Origin of the sequence: Oscillatoria sp. CS-180 (genome assembly GCF_028330965.1) — a bacterium.
Classification (GTDB): domain Bacteria; phylum Cyanobacteriota; class Cyanobacteriia; order Phormidesmidales; family Phormidesmidaceae; genus Halomicronema.
Map to the genome: position 1 here is coordinate 1 of NZ_JAQMUB010000024.1, position 18,310 is coordinate 18,310.

The 18,310-nt window shown below is 48.5% G+C and carries 14 protein-coding genes, 1 tRNA gene and 1 rRNA gene; 8 read left to right on the forward strand and 8 right to left on the reverse strand.

Features of this window, described 5'->3' with window-relative positions; all coding sequences use genetic code 11:
- The first annotated feature begins 17 nt into the window (after positions 1–17).
- A 5S ribosomal RNA gene (gene rrf, locus PN498_RS04040) occupies positions 18–134 on the forward strand.
- Positions 135–269: 135 nt separating this feature from the next.
- Positions 270–1,805 carry a class I SAM-dependent methyltransferase gene (locus PN498_RS04045; RefSeq protein ID WP_272061400.1) on the forward strand — a complete coding sequence of 512 codons (1,536 nt, stop codon included), beginning with the start codon at positions 270–272 and terminating at the stop codon, positions 1,803–1,805.
- 308 nt (positions 1,806–2,113) lie between these two features.
- Here PN498_RS04045 and PN498_RS04050 read toward each other — a convergent pair whose 3' ends face one another.
- The 3 genes from PN498_RS04050 to PN498_RS04060 all read right to left on the reverse strand — a co-directional run bounded on the left by PN498_RS04050 (position 2,114) and on the right by PN498_RS04060 (position 4,713).
- Positions 2,114–2,599, reverse strand: coding sequence for a tellurite resistance TerB family protein (locus PN498_RS04050; RefSeq protein ID WP_272061401.1), 486 nt, complete (start codon positions 2,597–2,599; stop codon positions 2,114–2,116).
- A gap of 261 nt (positions 2,600–2,860) precedes the next feature.
- Positions 2,861–3,544, reverse strand: coding sequence for a Crp/Fnr family transcriptional regulator (locus PN498_RS04055; protein WP_272061402.1), 684 nt, complete (start codon positions 3,542–3,544; stop codon positions 2,861–2,863).
- 182 nt (positions 3,545–3,726) lie between these two features.
- Complete coding sequence (locus PN498_RS04060) at positions 3,727–4,713, reverse strand: 3'(2'),5'-bisphosphate nucleotidase CysQ family protein (protein ID WP_272061403.1); 987 nt, start codon at positions 4,711–4,713, stop codon at positions 3,727–3,729.
- Positions 4,714–4,933: 220 nt separating this feature from the next.
- Between PN498_RS04060 and PN498_RS04065 the strand changes: the two genes are divergently transcribed.
- Positions 4,934–5,413 carry a thiol-disulfide oxidoreductase DCC family protein gene (locus tag PN498_RS04065; protein WP_272061404.1) on the forward strand — a complete coding sequence of 160 codons (480 nt, stop codon included), beginning with the start codon at positions 4,934–4,936 and terminating at the stop codon, positions 5,411–5,413.
- A gap of 38 nt (positions 5,414–5,451) precedes the next feature.
- On the opposite strand, the gene PN498_RS04070 is transcribed toward PN498_RS04065, so the two are convergent.
- Positions 5,452–5,525 (reverse strand) — tRNA-Arg (locus tag PN498_RS04070).
- A 563-nt stretch (positions 5,526–6,088) separates the two neighbouring features.
- On the reverse strand, positions 6,089–7,447 hold the full coding sequence (locus PN498_RS04075) for a hypothetical protein (RefSeq protein ID WP_272061405.1): 1,359 nt from the start codon (positions 7,445–7,447) through the stop codon (positions 6,089–6,091).
- A 288-nt stretch (positions 7,448–7,735) separates the two neighbouring features.
- On the opposite strand from PN498_RS04075, the gene PN498_RS04080 reads away from it, so the two are divergent.
- Both PN498_RS04080 and PN498_RS04085 read left to right on the forward strand, forming a co-directional pair.
- Complete coding sequence (locus PN498_RS04080; protein WP_272061406.1) at positions 7,736–8,872, forward strand: FecR family protein; 1,137 nt, start codon at positions 7,736–7,738, stop codon at positions 8,870–8,872.
- Positions 8,873–9,214: 342 nt separating this feature from the next.
- Entirely contained in the window at positions 9,215–11,536 is a 2,322-nt protein-coding gene (locus PN498_RS04085) for a FecR domain-containing protein (RefSeq protein ID WP_272061407.1), read from the forward strand.
- A gap of 146 nt (positions 11,537–11,682) precedes the next feature.
- On the opposite strand, the gene PN498_RS04090 is transcribed toward PN498_RS04085, so the two are convergent.
- The 3 genes from PN498_RS04090 to PN498_RS04100 form a co-directional block, all read right to left on the reverse strand.
- Positions 11,683–13,668: a CHASE2 domain-containing protein gene (locus PN498_RS04090; RefSeq protein WP_272061408.1), complete on the reverse strand. Its 1,986-nt coding sequence runs from the start codon at positions 13,666–13,668 to the stop codon at positions 11,683–11,685.
- 122 nt (positions 13,669–13,790) lie between these two features.
- A complete protein-coding gene (locus PN498_RS04095) occupies positions 13,791–14,207 on the reverse strand; it encodes a HEPN domain-containing protein (RefSeq protein WP_272061409.1) in 417 nt (138 codons plus the stop codon).
- Positions 14,152–14,514 (reverse strand): nucleotidyltransferase domain-containing protein, encoded by a 363-nt coding sequence (locus tag PN498_RS04100; RefSeq protein ID WP_272061410.1) that lies wholly within the window; start codon positions 14,512–14,514, stop codon positions 14,152–14,154. Before PN498_RS04100 ends, PN498_RS04095 begins: the two co-directional genes overlap by 56 nt.
- Before the next feature lie 425 nt (positions 14,515–14,939).
- Here PN498_RS04100 and PN498_RS04105 point away from each other — a divergent pair, with 425 nt between their 5' ends.
- From PN498_RS04105 to PN498_RS04115, 3 genes are all read left to right on the forward strand, one after another.
- On the forward strand, positions 14,940–16,379 hold the full coding sequence (locus tag PN498_RS04105) for a hypothetical protein (protein ID WP_272061411.1): 1,440 nt from the start codon (positions 14,940–14,942) through the stop codon (positions 16,377–16,379).
- A 240-nt stretch (positions 16,380–16,619) separates the two neighbouring features.
- A complete protein-coding gene (locus PN498_RS04110; RefSeq protein WP_272061412.1) occupies positions 16,620–16,901 on the forward strand; it encodes a hypothetical protein in 282 nt (93 codons plus the stop codon).
- 293 nt (positions 16,902–17,194) lie between these two features.
- A complete protein-coding gene (locus PN498_RS04115) occupies positions 17,195–17,965 on the forward strand; it encodes a PspA/IM30 family protein (protein WP_272061413.1) in 771 nt (256 codons plus the stop codon).
- Positions 17,966–18,310: the final 345 nt, after the last annotated feature.

Below are 18,310 nucleotides of genomic sequence, written 5' to 3' on the forward strand. Positions count from 1 at the left end.
AGCTCTCTACGCTCTTTCCTGGTGCCTATGGCGGTCTGGAACCACCTCGACCCTTCCCGAACTCGAACGTGAAACGGGCCTGCGGCGAAGATACTTTGGGGGCCACCCCACGGCAAAATAGCTCGGTGCCAGGTTTATACTAAAGAACCACCTCTGTTTCACTATATTTGGTGACAGGGGTGGTTTTTTATAGGGAGCTTCCCGAGAAATCTAAGTTGCCTTTCAGTTCCAGGTCTATAACTATAGAAGCGTTTTGAACGAGTCTTTTTATGTCTACCTGGTCATCTGGCTATAATACTGATCTCGGCTATACTTTTGGTTTTTATCGCGAAATTAGTCCAGAGTGGCTCGATTATGTCGCTTTGACTAGGTCAGTTACGCCTCCCTCTGAACAGTGGCGTTATTTAGAATTAGGATGCGGACAAGGTTATGGATTGACGCTTCTCGCAGCCCTGAATCCTGACCACGATTTCTTAGGCATTGACTTTAACCCTGTTCATGTGACTCATGCTCGTGGCTTAGTACGAGCTTCGGGATTAAGCAATATTCACTTTGAAGAAGCGGACTTTCTCGAAACTGCCAAGGAGTGGCCCGCTGCTTGGGGCCAATTTGATTACTTAAGTGCTCATGGTATCTATTCTTGGATGAGCTCTGATGTTTGTAGGGCTATTGTTCAAACAGTCGATCATGCAGCTGCTCCAGGAGCTTTATTTTACGTTAGCTATAATGCATTACCTGCTTGGGTATCCTCGTATCCAATTCAGCATTTGATGCGCCTTTGGCAAACAGCGGAAAGCCTGGAATCAGTCAAAGCTATTGAGACAGGAATTAGCCGCCTGCAGGATATTACGGAAGCTCAAGCAGGGATGGCAAAGCTGCTGCCTGGCATGAAGGCAATGCTTGAGAAGGTCGGTAGTCGAGATCGCGCCTATCTTGTCCAAGAGTATCTTCACGATAATTGGCATCCTAGGTGGTTTGACCAGGTCGTAGACGAACTCAAACCGGCAAAGCTCAACTATGTAGGTACTGCTAGCTTAAGCGATTTGTACATCGCGAGCTTTATGCCAGATAAATTCAAATCTATTTTGAACACCTATTCTGATCCTATTGTGCGTGAGGTGATCATCGATGTCTTGACTAATCAGAGCTTCCGTCGTGATGTTTTTAGTCGCGGTGCGACACCGTTGTGGCCCATTCAACGAAGAGACGCTCTTTTACAGCAGCGATTTGCGTTAGTGAACCGACCTGGAAACGTTGAGGAAGTGAAGTTTAAGACCTCAATAGGAGAACTGAAAGGTAAGTCTGAAATTTACACGTTGTTTTACGAAGAACTCGGTAGTGGGCCTAAGACAGCTGCTGAATTGATGAGCGTCAAAACATCTAAGGCGTTGAATTTAGGGGATATTTCACAGGCCATTTCGTTTATGTTAAGTGCTGGGCATATTACCTTCTTTCGGCCTCCTCATGATCGCGGTCCAGCTTTGGCTCTGAACAAAGCGATCGCAATAGCAGTAGCAGAAGGCGCACCCTATCGGTTTGTAATTGCAAGTCGTATAGGTCATGTACTGACGGTAAGCGATGTTGATCTCATGTTTCTCGCAGAAACTTTCAACAATCCTAATGTTGCAGCAGTGGATCTTGGCTCAGCATTGACAACACGTCTATTGACACTGGGTAGAGGACTTACTCAAAACGGCAAACCCTTAACAACACAAGAAACTCTGTTGCCGTATGCGGAAGAACTAGCCCAGAAATTTCTTCACCAGACACTTCCCAAATGGAAAGAACTTGGCGTTTGTGCCTAAAGTGCGCTATGGCCATAACACTGGCCATTTAGGCTAATGCACCAAGTATTTAGAAGGTTGTGATGAATAGCCAGGTTGCTTGCCGTCTGGTCCTAATGGAACCGGTAACGGCTACGATTAGGCAACCACTACTTCTCCCGCTAGACTCACCTGACTAAAACTGTAGATTGAATTGCTGTGGAAAACTCAATAAAGGTACTACCAACACTGAGTCTTATTGTGTTCAATACCAATCTAAACAAGGCACTTGCTGAACCTCGGATGCACTATTAGTCGTAGATAGTCTGCGTAAGTTCTGAAGGACTAAATCAGGCAAGGTTAAAAAACTGCCTAAGCTGTTCAGTCATGCTATCAACAACTGAATGGTCAGAGCCTGCCGTCTCGATATCAGCTTCCAAACGTTGAACGGTTTCTGAAGGGAGGTCAAGCAATTTTACAAGACGAACATAGGCGTCTTCCTCTTCCGAGTTAATCAAATCCTCCTCCGGCGTACGAGAACTGCTACTGATGACTTCGTATCCTAAGCGCAGTACAAATTCCCGTTCCTCTTGTGACTGTAGCTTGGGTACTGATTCTTCAAGAGGGATGTTTTGCATCAAATAATCGCGTAACTCTTTCTGTAATCCTGACTGCTGTTCAGCGTTTTGGGCAAACAGACTACTAAACCGTTCGAGCATCAAATCGACTTCCTCAGTCGCAAGCTCACCGTCACTCCAAGCCATTGAAGCAACAATTCGCATCAATGTCATTTGACGAGGAGAAATTGAGGGTGGTGGTGGAACTTGGAGAGCCATTACAAACTCCTAAAGAGTGCAGCAACAATTGACTGGCTGAATTATGGCTCAAGCTAACATGACCTATCTGGTTGGCTGACAGACTCTTAACTGATCGCTACACAGCTTGTCATGGCTGACGGCAAAAAAATAACTCTATCCCCCGCCCGGAGCAAGCTTCAGAGGTTTCAAGCAACATAGCCATGACGGTTAAAGCTGTACAAACGTCTGTAAAGTCTCTGCAATATCTGATTTTTATTGCTTTGGATTGTGAAACAGGTTCTAGCTCTTACCCGCAAGCTGACTTAATTGCTTTGTGTTAGTTAACAAAATGGCATTTTGAGCTTCGTCAACTTTGACCCACCCTTTTTCAATTAACTTCTCCATAATTTTGCTGGTTTCTTCCTCAGAGATGTCTGCCACATCAGCTAGGTCGTCTTGGGGAATGTTGAAGATGGCAATGCCTTCTTCACTGGACTGACCATAAGCTTCACAGAGAGTTGCCAATGTATTCGCCAGCTTGATAGCAGGTGGTTGATTACGAAGCTGAAAGCGAAAATTAGTGAGTCGGAGTCGCTGCACCATCAGCTGAAGCATCCGGTGGTGCAATTGGGAGTCCTTAAACAAAGTTTGAATGAACCGCTGTGCAGAGACGCTTAAAAGCTTCACGGGTGCTAGGGCGACCACGTCCGTTGATCGGGGGGATTCGTCTAGGATCGCCATTTCTCCAAAAAAGTCTCCCGGTCCAAGCACGGCTAAAGTAACAGCACCATCACCCGCGTGACGACGAACTTTCACCCAGCCTGACTCGATGAAATAAACAGCGTTGCCCCAAGCGTCCTCCATCAGAACCGCTCGGTCAGCAGGATATTCATGCTCAGTCGCAACGGACAAGAGCCATTCGACGGTTTCAGGATTGGCAACATCGAAAAGCGGGAAAAGCTCACTAAAGGCTTCTGGCTGCATGGGAGTTTAGAGTGTTTGAGCTAGAGATTACGAGTTTCAGGGTACTGATTTTATCTAGAAACAGTGCGATCGCAAGCGGCTGTTAAAAATCTGCACTCATACTACCCACAAACCTTAGGCAATATCCATCCCTCTTTGATGAAGAGCACAGGAATTTTTGTCAGCGTTCTGGCAAAAAGACATCAACTTCGCTTGGGCAGAGCTAGCTCTTGACATCGGATATCTATGACAGCTTGGCGAATTTGGGGACGGAGGGCCTTCACATATTCAGGCCAGCCAATCAACATAGGTTGACGATGAATTAGTGTATGGGGATAAACGTTGTTGATGCTGAAACGAATGGGAAAACCGTCCAAATCACAGCAGGTAAGGCCAGCGGCGGCAGCTAGAGCTAAAGGCCCTGTGGTATCCCACAATTTAACTCGACCGTTGAGATAAACGTATAACCCTGCCTGCCCCTTGATGACCTCTAAAACCTTGAGCCCAAAGCTGCCAATGGAGTTAAACGTAAGCTTAGGAATACGATCGCTGATGGCATTGCCAAACCGACGCTGATCGCGATCGCCTAACAGCAGTATTGAACGATCGCCCAATTTCTGGGGGCAGGGATGCAACGAAACCGTCTTGCCATCGCTACCGCGTTGAAACAATCCCCATTCAGGTCCTCCCCAATACAAGCGGTCTTGAGCGGGAGCATAGACCCAACCTGCTTGAGGTTGGTCATTTTCTAACAATCCCACCATGACCGAATAATGTTGACCGCGATTAATAAAGTCTTCGGTCCCATCGATTGGATCGATAACCCACAGACGACGATACGCGGTCAAAAACTGTGCTGCAGAAGATTGATTTTCCTCAGTGATAATGCCGTCTGCGGGAAATTGCGTTGCAAATGCCTGGGAGAGATATCGATCTAAAGCTCGATCCACGGTTGTAACGTAGTCTTCATGGCCTTTCTCAAACACATCGAAAGTCTCTAGTGCTGCTTGACGAGCCTGATGACCGCTGTGCAGCAGAGTCTGAAGAATTTGAGTGTTTTCGTCTACAGACAAAGGTGGCATTAGGAGAATTGATTCAATACTGTTTTCGTAGAACAGTGACAGTGTCCCATGGCGCAGACTCTCTGTAGGCTCTACCCCTAGAAATAGTCCGTTCACTAAACTGACCACATTAAAAATGCAGGTTAAATCAGCGTCAAAGTAGTGAATGTCTGACTGGCTAGCCTATAGCTAAACTCAGCTTGCCTAAACTAGGTAAGCTATTGTTTTAGCTGGGTCATTCGATGAGTGGTTAGATTTTGATGCAAACGCAGATTGTAGCCCCAAGTATCCGAAACATTTCTTAAAATAGAATAGATAAGAGCTGATTTAACTCATTCATCGTTCACGTATGACTTCTACTTCTACCCGCGATCGCGTTAATCCTCCTGAAGCGAATCCTCAATCCTGGAAAATTGCCTTGCTCTACGATGGCGATTGTCCTTTGTGTTTGCGTGAAGTTAATTTTTTGCGGAAAAAAGATGCTGGTCGAGGATTAGTGAGATTTGTGGACATTGCAGACGATGACTATAATCCAGCAGAAAGTGGCGGTGTGGATTTTGAAACTGCGATGGGACGTATTCATGCCGTTTATCCAGACGGCACGGTCATTAAAAACGTTGAAGTCTTTCGCCAGATCTATAGCGTACTTGGAATTGGCTGGATGTATGCACCCACCCGCTGGCCGATTGTAGGCCCAATTATCGATAAGCTCTACGACATCTGGGCTGATTTGCGGTTGAAGGTAACTGGACGCCCTGACTTGCAAACCTTAGTGGCTCAACGACAAGAGCGTTTAAGCTGTGAAACTGAAGGTCGCTGCCGGCTGTGACAAGTGACTGGACCTTATACAAGACTTATGCAAGAGAACGAGCACGGAGGGATTCGAACCCCCGACCCTCAGAACCGGAATCTGATGCTCTATCCAACTGAGCTACGTGCCCTGGGTCAGGCTGTATTGTAGCATTCCCCTTAAATTACGAGAGAAGCTTTGGGAAATCGTAATAGCGCACGGTCTCCTAATCTGGCTGAGAAACCCTTTAGACACCCTATCTCGCCAAACATCTGAGGCAAAGACCCATAGCCCTGTCAGCTTGGTCAAGTCCATATCGATGTCTTAAGGGAGCAAGGAACAGGGAATGGGGCATGTTGACTCAAATGCATGCCGCTATAGCTTCAGGCTATTTACGATGTGATGTAGGTTGATTGAGCGGAAGCTGTAGAGAGCTGATAGCGATCGATGGGCTTTGCTAAGGGTTCAACACTCGCTAGGATTAGCAAACATAGATACAGGTACTTCTTCATAGTTGGGGCTTAAGGTGCGGCTGTAGGTATCAACCACTGCTCCATCAGAAGTTACAGGGCTAAAACTGTGTTTCTTATCTATAGGCAAATCGATCTTGATCACAAGGGGTAATGTTTTAGAGCCATGAAGCTGTGCTTTGACCCTTTAGACGCTTGATTTCTAATGCTTTGGTCTTGTTCATGTGTGGCTGCTGTCTCCCCCTTAAAAGAGAGGAATGGTAGCGTCAAAGCTAATACCAAAGAAGGAATCGTCGAAAGTGATGCGCTCTTCCGATGAGCGTCCGTAGCTCAATCCCCCGAACAGTGAGACTCTTACTGATGGACTAATGGCATAACGGATCTGTCCTGTGATGCGCTGATAGGTCTCATGGCGGTTTTGTTGGGTAAAGTCAGAGACGGTGAGCCGATAGCTGAGACCTGTATCCCAGCGGGGGTCGATGCGATAGCCCAAGTAAGCGCCTACGGAGTTTAGGACATTACTAAATCGCTCTGGATCGCTGAAAAAGACTTGGCCTTGGTAGTAAGTATCCAGAGTGAGCTGAGGGGTTAGGAAATCTCGGCGGCCAATAGTCAGTTCAATACCGTCATTGCTGAAAAATTGATCTTGATAACCTTCATCAAAAAGCATTTGATGGCTAAAGGTTAATTGCCCATAGACGCGATCGCTGAAACGATGGCGAATGCCTGCTCGAAATCTGATCTCGTCGTAGCTAGAGTTGCTTTGTTCTTGATAGCGTAAAAAATTGGTTTCGACGGATGCCACGATATTAGTGCTAGGCCCAATTTGGGGAAAGGCCGTTAACCGGATGCCTGGGCGGATGAAGTTGTCACCAAATCGCCCCTGAATGGCATCCTCCACAAGAAAAACATTGTCGCTACTAGACGCTGACACATAGGTTGATAGAAAGATTGAGGGACGAGGGGGTGGGGGTGGTGCAATCTGACGGAGTTGCAAAATTCCTAATTCAGGATCCTGAAGTGGACTGCGCAGTTGAATAATGCCCAACTCTGGATCTCTGCGAGGGTCTTCAACCTCAATTACGCCCAGTTCTGGATCAGCTGGGACTGAGGCGATGTCAGCAGGTAAAGCGCTTTCATCGGGTGCTGATGTAACGGCGTCATCAGGAGATGGAGAAGTCGCACGGGGAGGATTGTCCTCCGGAAAAGATTCTAGAAATGTTTCTAGAAGGGGGGTAGCACTTTTAGGCTCCTTCTTATCCGTATTGGGTTTTGCTGCCCTATCTGTGAGGTTTTCTGGGAACTGAGAGGTCGCCGCGATCGCGGATTCTTCAACCCAAACAGCGTCGTTGGGTCTTTCGCTGACATCGGATATAGGCTCGATACCTTTCGCAGACGACTCAATTACAGTCGGTTCAACTGCAATGGTTGTGACCTGAACTAAATGTTCTTCTGTTCGCTCTCCTGAGTCAAGAGCGTTGACGTGGGAAGGGGTATTGGAGGTATTGGATGAGAAGCCGCTAGCAACACGGTCTTCCGATGCAGGTGCTATGGCTGAACTAGCAGTAGCATTGGTTTGATGCAAGCTCCAGAAGATAGGCACCCAGCATATAATCCAATACGTGTACTTGGATAAAAAGATATGGCTTAGCACAAACGGTTCCGCAAAAGAGGTTGAGACTTCTTCCTATAGCCAAGCATGTGCCATTTTTGACACATCTATCATGAAATTCTGATGTCGGAGAACACACTCGTTTGAGAAACGTTCAATGTTTCTTTATCGTCGGGATATTAATGATAGAAGCTGATTAAGTCTTATGGGTTGGCAGGACGAATACTGTTTTGACTCTTGGATGCAGATGGTAGTTCCTCTAGAAAGGCTATTAAGCAGATGGTCATTCGTCAATACTTTCTCCGCTGCAGCGGGTTAGTTGGTCTTGTTTATTGGGTTTTGAGCGCGATCGCGGCTCCTGCGTCTCGGGCTGAGACTGTGCTGACAAGAGCAGATGTAGAGTCTTTTCAAAATAGAGTTGAAATATTGTTGCGTGGCGGGCCTACTCGTCCTGTGCGCTTGAGCGATCGCCTCGGTACAGGCGATGCCGTTCGAACAGACACTGCATCTCAAGTTGATCTGAGATTTAACGATGGTTCATTTGCCCGTGTCGGTGAGCTTGCTACCTTTTGGTTCATTCCCAATACACGTGACTTTCGGCTGTCGAACGGAACGGTGCTGTTTTTGGTTCCCCCTGGTAACGGTAGCAGCACGATAGAGACGCCAAATGTAGTGGTGGGCATACAGGGGACCGCGATCGTTGTGCGCCACTTTCCGTCTCCTGATGAGAACCTGTCCGAGCAAACTGATCCGCTAGCTAATTTGACAGGAGATACGGGACGAACGGCGGTCATGGTGTTGACTGATAGTCCTGGTGGGCCTGCTGAAATCAAACTACAGGATGGTCGCAGCGTTAATGTGTCTTCTGGAGAAGTTGCCATTGTTGATAACGGCAATCTTTATCTTTTCGAGTTTGACTTAGGGCTTTTCTATGAAACCAGTCCGCTACTAGAAGGGCTGTTTCTGGAGGACGCTAATTATCTCGACAGTTCTCCAACAGCTCCTGTACGACAAGAGATGGTGGAAGGATTAGAGAATCAGCAGGATTTTGCCGGTGACTACTTCTTGAATCCATCCTTTTTGAGTCCTGATACCGATATTTCAACCGGAAGTGGATGGTTGTTTCCTATCAACCCTGCCTCACCAGTAGATGAGTCAGCCACCGAGTCAACCGAAAATCTTGACGATGATGCTGGAATTTCGGCTCCTCATGAAGGCACAGCCGACTTGGAAGGCGAGTTAAGTCCGCCTGAAACAATAGACATGCCATCTATTGATAATCCGCCTGCACCTACCGATGGAACCGATGGCGATGTATTACCCCCCGGCGTAATTACTCCGATACCGAATGAAACTTCTCCCGTTCCTCAACAGTCAGGAGAAGAACAGATCCCAAATCCTGCCACCTCAGATTAGACTTAGCCGTCTTGCCCAGACATACAGACTTCGCACAAAATCTACGGAAAAATTCATGAAGTCTTTACGTTGAGGCGTAGGGATTCGATGAAGTCTAGCGGATTTCTCTATAGGATGTAGGTGGCATATCGGGTAAACGCACACTTGAGCCGTGCTCTGTGTGACTGCAAGCACATAGCCCCCTGGAATAAGCATGTAGTGTTTGTACTGGATTATCAGGCAGGTGGGGCTACTGACAAGCACAGTGAGGATGCTTGACAAGCCTGATAGCTTGATGAAGTCAAATGCCTTCATTGGGTAGGAATTCCTAGCACTGTTCCTTCGAAACTCGGATTGCTAACTATGAATCGTCACTTATGTTTCCAACAGTTTCGTTTACTAGGTTTAGCGAGTCTGATTTGGGGGATCGGTGGTGCGATCGCGCCCAACCTCCTTCGAGCAGAAGTTCCCCTCACCCGAGCGGATGTCGAATCTGTTTACAACCAGGTCGAATTTATTCCTAATGGACAAGCTGCTCGCCCGGCAACGCTGAACGACTGGCTAGCCATTGGGGATGCTGTTAGAACGTCCGAAAATGCGAGGGCAGAGTTGCGGTTTAACGATGGTTCTCTGGCTCGGGTAGGAGAGCAGGCAACTTTTTGGTTCATCCCTAACACTCGGGACTTTCGCCTATCCAATGGGACAGCGCTGTTTCTCATTCCACCTGACAGAGGTCCCAGCAATATTCAAACACCGAGTGCCATCACCGGTATTCAGGGAACGGCTTTAGTAGTCCGACACATCCCTTACGAGTGTGAGACCAATACTCATAAATTGGGCAATCAACAACCGCTTCAGGAGTGCCCCGGCCGAACTGTTGTGATGGTGTTAACGGAGAGTCCGAAAGGCCCCGTTGAAGTGACGACTTCTGATGGGAATTCAGAAGCCCTCTCAGCCGGAAACATGGCGGTTATTGAAGGCGACTCTATTCAAATCCTAGAGTTCAACCTAGAGCTTTTTTACGAGACAAGTCCTTTGGTTCAAGGGCTAGACCTGAATAATCCAAATTTTGAAGGAAGTGGCTCACCAACCGATCCGGTTCGACAAGAAACCTGGGATGGTATTCAGTTACAGCAAGGCTTTGAAGGGAGCTACTTGCTTAATCCTGAAGTAATCGGTATGTCTGAGCAACCGACGGTCACGACAAGCTGGTTGCTGCCAGCCGATGCTTCTGAAAGTATCTTCCCATTAGACTCAGTGGCTGATAGCAATGCGACTGGGGTTCAAAATGTGGCAAATCAGACGAGCCAGAATAGCAAGACTCAGAACTTAATGGGCGCTAGGCTCAACAACAGCATGGCTAATTTAGATACTACGAGAGCTAACCTTGCTCCGGGTATCATCAATCCTCATTCCTCACGTCTCCCTTCTGCTCCAGCTTCTGGTGGAGGCACGATGGGGGGGAGTACTCGACAGCCCGGTCAGAAACCAGCCGTTGAAGATCCCAATGTAGTGGGTCAGCAGCCTCCTGCAGCTGGAACAGGACCAACCACTCCGGAGGCTCCTATAGGGGGTGGCGGTGGTACAGACACCGGAGCGGACAATCCGGGAACAACTCCACGTCAACCTACCAACCCTACCGAGCAGCCTGGAACACCTCAACAGCCTGGACCTGAGCCTGGTGGTCAAGAACCCGATCCAGTGACTCCAACTCCCCCTGCTGGAGAACCTCAGACTCCTCCCTCAAACGCGGGTCCAAGCAGGCCGCCATCCGGTGAGCAGCCTAGCACGCCTACGGAACCGTTCAACCCACCTGGGAACCAAGCACCTGTAGAACCGGTTACTCCTGTAGAACCAGTTACTCCTGTAGAACCGGTTGCTCCTGTAGAACCGGTTACTCCCGTAGAACCGGTTGCTCCTACAGAGCCGGTTGCTCCTGTAGAACCGGTTACTCCTACAGAACCAGTTACCCCCACGGAGCCGTTTAATCCACCTGGGAATCAGGCACCTATCGAACCCACTAATCCTGTGCAGGAGCCTGTCACTCCCGTAGAGCCGATTACACCTCCTAGTGTGACGCCTACGGAGCCATTTAACCCACCCGGGAATCAAGCGCCTATCGAACCCACTAATCCTGTGCAGGAGCCTGTCACTCCCGTAGAGCCGATTACTCCCCCCAGTGTGACGCCTACGGAGCCATTTAACCCACCCGGTAGCGTTGCCCCAATTGAGCCCACAGCGCCATCCATGGAGCAGCCCATCGCCCCTGTGGAACCTGTGACTCAACCCGCTGTGGTTCCTGAAACTTTCAATCCTCCTGGGAATGTAGCTCCTGCTCCTACGACGGATGCGGTTCAATCGGTTTCGAATCCAACTCCTTTACCTGTTGATAATTCCCCCGTAGACATTTCGCCCATTCCGAATGAACCTACGATCAATAGCGAATCGGTGGTGCCTGCTGGCGTCATTACACCTTCACCTGAAGACGGGCAACCTGCTGAAGGTCCTTCTGTTGCACCAGAGGGACAACTACCTACTACCCCTGAAAACCCCGTGCAGCCTGTTGATCCAGGTGTGCAGCCTGTTGATCCAGGCGTACAGCCTGCTGATCCCACGGTTCAACCTGTAACACCAGACGGAACTCCTACTGACTCGGAAGCTACTACTGGAGCACCAACAAGTTGAGGCCTTATAGCCGTTGTTAGGTTAGTTAGGACAAGGTAGCGAGCTGTTTGGCTGTAGGCTGAGCGTTATGGCCTTAGCCTAAAAATTTAGTTTGTGTAAGTCATGTTCTCCGTGCCCTGGGTTAGGGCATTTATGCGCGATCGCCTTTACGCCTTGGCAGCTAGGATGCGATAGACCTCGACAGATGCTTGTCTCCCCTTAAGGTGAAGCGCTCCCCAAGACTCGACTTTGAATTTGCTCTCAAGATGTTGAAGGGTGTCTTCTCCGATGAGCATCCGGCAATTAGAAGGTTGCTCTTCCTTGTTAAGGCTTTCTAAGCGGGATGCAATGTTAACACTGTCGCCGATAATTCCGTACTCCATGCGGTTGGACCCTCCTAGGCTTCCTACCACGACTGGACCTGTAAAGATGCCCACTCGCATCTGTAGTATTGGCAGCCTTTGAGACTGACGGTAACGATTGATTTCAACTAGCCGCTTTTCCATGCAGAGAGCGCAGGCTACAGCTGCTTGAGCATCTGTATTGATTTCTTCGGTTGTCTGACTAGCAATGGGCACTCCAAAGACCGCCAGCAGGCCATCTCCAGTAAATTTATTGACGATGCCATGGTGAGCTTGGATTTCCTCGGTCATCGCCTCTAAGTAATCGTTGAGCCATTCCAGCAACTGCTCAGGGGGCGTCGTCTCAGCTAGTGTGCTAAAGCCTTTGATGTCGATAAACATCATGGTGGCGATCATTTTTTGCCCTGGGAGCTTCCCCGATTTTAGGAGGCGATCGCGGTTCTCCCAAAGGGCTTTGGCGATTTCAGGAGAAGCTGTTTGACCCAGCAGTTCCTGCATCATTTGTCGCTGTCGAAAGGATTGCTGAGCTTGGTAAGCCAGCACCACGCTACTGCTGCCGATGACAGATAGGATTGGGGCAACTAGGGGAATCCAGCCGCCAGTAGTAAAGAAGCCATATCCTACCACCAGAATGCCCATAAGAACGGTGGTTTGGCTGATGGTTAACAGCAGTGGATGCCGCAGAATCCAAGCTAATGCGCTTCCTAAGAGAGCCCAAAAGCAGCACCATAGCCATTCTTGCCAAGGTTGACTAGTCCATATCAAGGCGCGATCGCCCGTTGCTAGATCCAACAGTTGGCTGACCATCTGAGCATGTACGATGACGCCCGGCATTTGGTGAGCATCATCGCTGGTTCCAGCCGTGAAAGGTGTGTAAAACAAATCCTTAAAGCTGGATGCGGTAGTGTTACCAATTAAAACAATTTTGTTTTTGATCCATGCGGGGTCCACTTCGTTGTTGAGGACCTGTGTCAGTGTGACTTCTCGGCTAGGAGAGGTGCGGTCCCGATAGTCCAGCATGATTTGATGCCCTCGTGTATCCGCGATCGCATACCCTCCGGCTCCTGACTGTAGGGGCAATAATGTTGCTGGGCCTAGCTTCATGTAATTGGGATTAACGGGACTGGCTTCGGGAGTGATGTTTTGCATCGCCAAGTATTGTAGAGCCAGCTGTAGTGAGAAGGAATACAGCGTTGTGCTTCCTTCTGGTGTTACTTGTTCACCTAGCAGGAGCGCTCGACGAATTTTTCCGTCAGAGTCAACCACTACATCATTGAAGCCAACTTGTGTGGAATCAATCCCTGCTGGTGGTGGAATTCCAGGGCCACCCCTAGGATTCGATATTTGAGTAATGACAATGACATTCTTCGCCTGAAGCGATCGCATCAGCTCCGTTCGTCCAGGGGGTTTGGGGATCGCTCGAAAAATATCCAGCCCAACGGTGGCAGGGGCATGCTGCTGAAGTTGGTCAATGGCTTGGGCAACTGTGCGATCGGACAGGGGAAATTCTTTGAGGGTTTCTAAGTCACGCTCGGTAACCGTCACGACGAGAAGGCGATCGTCTTTGGGTAGTGGCTGTGTCTCGTGTCGCAAACGCACCATTTGGTCGTAGACTTTCTGTTCAAGGCTTTCAATCGCACCGGATTGAGCTAGCACAACTGTGCTGGCGGAAACAGCAACGCTGGTGCCAATAATGACAGTGGCCTTTTTCCAGTGCTCACGAAGCCACTTTCGCAAACTAAAAGAAGAGGGGACGGGTGACGAAACCTCAGGCTGCTTCAAGGTAATCACAGAAGCTTTCCGTATACGTTCGCTGGTTCGTGCACCCTAGCTGCCTTGGGAATTTTCGACAGCTTTTCTAAAGATATAGCAAAAGTAAAAGGTAGATGATGAAGGCAGACTGAAATGCCTGTCTAGTCAGTTGAGCTTAACCAATTAGTCACTTGCTGTATCAAGCGCTCTCCCGATTGAATAGCGGACTCCGCTTCAGAGCGGGTAAAGGCTTCCGATGGCGTCAGCTCAGCCAGTGCGTCGGGATAGCGTGTCGGAATATAAAGCTTATCCAGTGCCAGAGCAGTGTCCATCAGGACTAAAAAATCTTTCTTTACAGGATCAGGTAGGTCACGAATTAGCCGACCGCAGGAATGACCCCAGGGGTCGAGATCTAGCCGAAACCAGACTGCCTTGAGTGCTTTTTCAGCGGCCTGTTGAGCATAGAAACAGGCTTGAGGATATTTGCTGGCTGTCAATAACGCAGTAGCAGCCTCTAGGTCGTCAATCCCCTGTTGATGCCATCGTTGAGCTTCCCGCCGAAGCTTTTCCACGCTCATAGAGAACTTTTCCTTCTGACAAAATCTGTTGGATGAAGGGGCGATCGCGTCTTTGAGTCAACTCGTCTGGAGTGTACACTATCACCTCGACTGGATAAGGGGCATCAGCAAGCAGAGCCAGTACTTGACTGATGCGGTCTAGCGGCGACAGATTACAGGCCCAAACTACAAATAAATCAATATCAGAATGACGAGTTGCTGTTCCCCGCGCCCAGGAACCAAACAGAAGGATTTGCTCTGGGTCTAAAGCCTGTTGCAATTTCTTCACCGCATAGCCGAGCCAAATCTCAGTGGATTGAGGAGTCATAAAATCTGCTCGAAGTTGAAGAATATCTCTATGTTACTAATTAAAAAAATCTTGGTTCAACAGGCTTTTGTCAAGGTCTTCTCAGACAATATTCAGGTGTTTCTGAGAAGGTATTTCTATCTGAAATTCTCTGTACTCTGCCTGGATTTGCTCAATGCCGTTTTCCTTGAATGTTTTGATGATGCCTGTTGTGCTTGATTTTGTCACAATAAGTACCACCCATTTCAGTTACTGCAAGCGTGAATTGGAATCGTGTTACTCAACAAAAATCCGCACCTTTGTGAACGACTTGGCAGTATGCTTAATGGGCTTTGTTTAGACGACTCAAAGATTTGGTTTTTGGCTCATCACTGCTCGATTCTAACTTTGCACTTCAGGGTTAAGTCCCCTTTCATTCACTTCATGTCTGTATCTACTGATTAACCATGTTTGTAACTACCCTAACTTGGGCCTTGCTAGCCGGATATGGCAGCCTGATCTTTTACCTAGTGCATCAAACCACACCCCAACGGGTCACTGCGCCGGAATTTTTTGAAGGCCAGTCTAAAAACGGTGAAGTTCCAGGACAGTGGTTACTCATAGCGAGTGCCGCTATTTCTTGGATTTTTGCCAAATCGATTGATAACGCTGCAAGTTTAGGCAATGCCTTTGGCATTTTGGGTGGCATTGGGTACTCCATTTACTACCTAAGTTTTGTGACTGCCGCGATCGCCCTCTATTTCATCCGCACTCGTGGCGGCTATCGGTCTATCCCAGAATTTTTGGTGGGTAAGTATGGAAAGCTATGCTCCCGGCTTTTTCTGATTGCGATCGCCATTCGATTAATTAACGAAGTTTGGTCAAATACCAAAGTCTTTTCTCTATATTTCGGGGCAGAGGGTAGTTTGGGGTATTGGCTCGCTGCGCTAATTGTTACCCTTTTTACGGTTTACTACAGCCTGTTAGGTGGACTCCGTAGCAGCCTGCTGACGGATGGCGCACAAATGTTGTTGGCAGCCGTTTTGCTAGTGGTCATTTTGATTACCCTCGGGCCTGGACTTGTCAATCAAGGACTGCCCGTTGTTGATGCTGATACGCGCTTGGCGGGGCTGACATTCTGCGGCCTAGCGTTTGTGCAAATCTTCAGCTATCCCTTTCACGATCCGGTTATGACCGACCGTGCCTTCATCACGGGCCCTCGCACAATGGTGAGAGCGTTTATCTGGGCCGGGGTAATCAGCGGAGGATTTATCTTATTGTTTAGCTCTGTGGGACTATATGCCAGGGCATTTGGCGTTGAGGGAGCACCTAGTTATACGGTGCCTGCCTTGTTTGGCTTGCCCATGCTGTTGGTCTTCAACGCAATCATGCTGACCAGCGCCGGCTCAACCTTGGACTCGACATTTTCCAGCGTCGCCAAATTAGGGGCGAGAGATTGGGACAACCGCAAAGGGCAGCCTACGGAGACTCAAGCCTTCATCGGACGCTGGTGGATCATCGCGATCGCCCTGCTTGGCAATGTCCCTCTACTAAGTATCTATATGGGTGACCAAGTTGGGCCTGCCATCATCATGGCAACCACCATCAGCGGGACGATGGTAATGGGACTGGCCCCTATTTTTCTTCTGGCTTTCCTCCCTGGAGCTGGGGCACTAAGTTTTCATCTTGCTTTTTGGCCGGGTCTGATTGCGGGTGTTCTTCGTGTTTTAGAAAATGCTCTCAGCACGACAATTTTCCCAGCCTGGATGAGTTTAGGCGGTGGCAGGTACGCGATCGATCTGGGGGTGAATGTTTACGGCTTGATTCTTTGTACTGCGGGCTACTTGATTGGAGCCTGGTGGGGGTCTCGTACTCAGAACAGCGCTGAAGGTCGACCCGTTTCTTAAGTACCCTAATAAAGAAAGGTGATTAGGGCTTATGTGTAGTCCCTTGAATTTCTCAACTCTAGGAACGTCGAATCCGGCTTCTATGTTTGAGGAGTAAGGGACAAGGCTAGATTCAGCTGCATAAGTCCTAGCTGGCTTTTATTGCTGTCTTGAATTGCAGCGTTTTTCCTTATGGAATGCCGTATGGCTAACCACTAGGCAGCAGTCATCTTCTTGCTTATTCTGTCTTCATCATCCAAAATGCTTGACCAATCCGTACAATTCCTAACGCCCGAAGAATCGGCAGACGTTGACAAGGCACTGTTGACTTCTCCTGAAAAATTCTTAACTCGACTAACCATCTCAACCAGCAAACTTCTGAAGGTGATTGCCAAGGATTTAAACCTTTCGGTAGAAGAGCTATCACCACAGCAGATTATTCAATGGTTTGAGGCTGACTCTAAGCGGAAGCAAGAGGAAGGGGTCAATGCCTCTGTGCTGAAATGGGAAGCCACTAATCTCAGTGACATGACTGAGAGTTAGAAACAGCAACGGTGAGATCGGTCTTGACACCTATCAGCACTGGCGTTTTGATGAAGCTCGAAAGATCTTTGGGAATAAAGCTATATTACGGGCAGAGGCCATACTTCAGAAAGAGAGGCTATGTGCTAAGACTAGAGCAGACAATTGCGATTGTCTGATGAGCACCTTGCTAGTTGCTCAAAATTGCTTAAGAAGGCATCTAATCCCTCGGTGAACGCTATCCTAAGGGCTGAGGGACTTATCGGGAGGTCTGCCTCCCTGCGAAAAACCACATTGGAAGGAATTATAGAGTCATGGGGTTGTTTGATCGAGTCAGCCGAGTCGTTCGCTCTAATCTAAACGCCGCTGTCAGCAATGCTGAAGATCCTGAAAAGATCTTGGACCAAGCCATTATCGACATGCAGGAAGATTTGGTACAGATGCGACAGGCCGTGGCTAAGGCGATCGCGTCTCAAAAACGAGTCCAGCAACAGTACGAGCGTGCTCAGTCTGAATCGAATACTTGGCATCAGCGAGCACAGCTAGCTTTGCAAAAAGGCGACGAGAATCTGGCTCGGGAAGCACTGACTCGCAAAAAAGCTCAAACTGAGACCGCTACTGCACTTAAGGGTCAGCTGGATGCTCAGAATGGACAAGTTGATCAGCTGAAGAAGAACCTAATCGGTCTTGAGAGTAAAATCTCTGAGGCCAAGACTAAGAAAGATATGCTCAAGGCGCGGGTTAGTGCCGCTAAAGCCAATGAGCAGCTCCAGAGCACGATGTCTTCCATGAGTACGAGCAGTGCAATGGGAGCTTTTGAGCGTATGGAAGAAAAAGTCTTGATGATGGAAGCCAAGTCTCAAGCGGCTCAGGAACTTGCGGGTGCTGACTTAGAAAGTCAGTTTGCAGCGTTAGAAGCCGGTGGTGATGTTGATGATGAACTGGCTGCCATGAAAGCTCAGCTCGCTGGCGGTTCCACTGGGCAAGGCCAGCTCCCCTCGGCTGATGAACCAGTGGCGACACCCAAAGATGCTGCCGTTGATGCTGAATTAGAAGAATTGAAAACACAACTTGATAATCTTTAAGCTTGACGTTCGTTGAAGAGACCGCCAGGAATTTCGGGTCCGATTTACAATCCTGATAGCTGACAGCTCGTACTGGCACAATATTTCGCATTCGCCCCCTAATCCTGACGGATTTAGGGGGCTTTTAATCCATTCGAAAATTTGCGAAATAATGTCGTCAGCAGTATCAAAAATCAAAACACCTGTACAAGTGTCCTTTAACGTTAACGAGTGCCCCTTTGCGCTATCTAAGCATTCCTTTAACACGAGTTATTGGTGTGGTGCTTCTGTGTTTTTTGCAGCGTGTAGGGAACTCTTGAAGCGTTGTAATTTTCAGAATCGACGTAATAGCTTTAGCCATCTAGC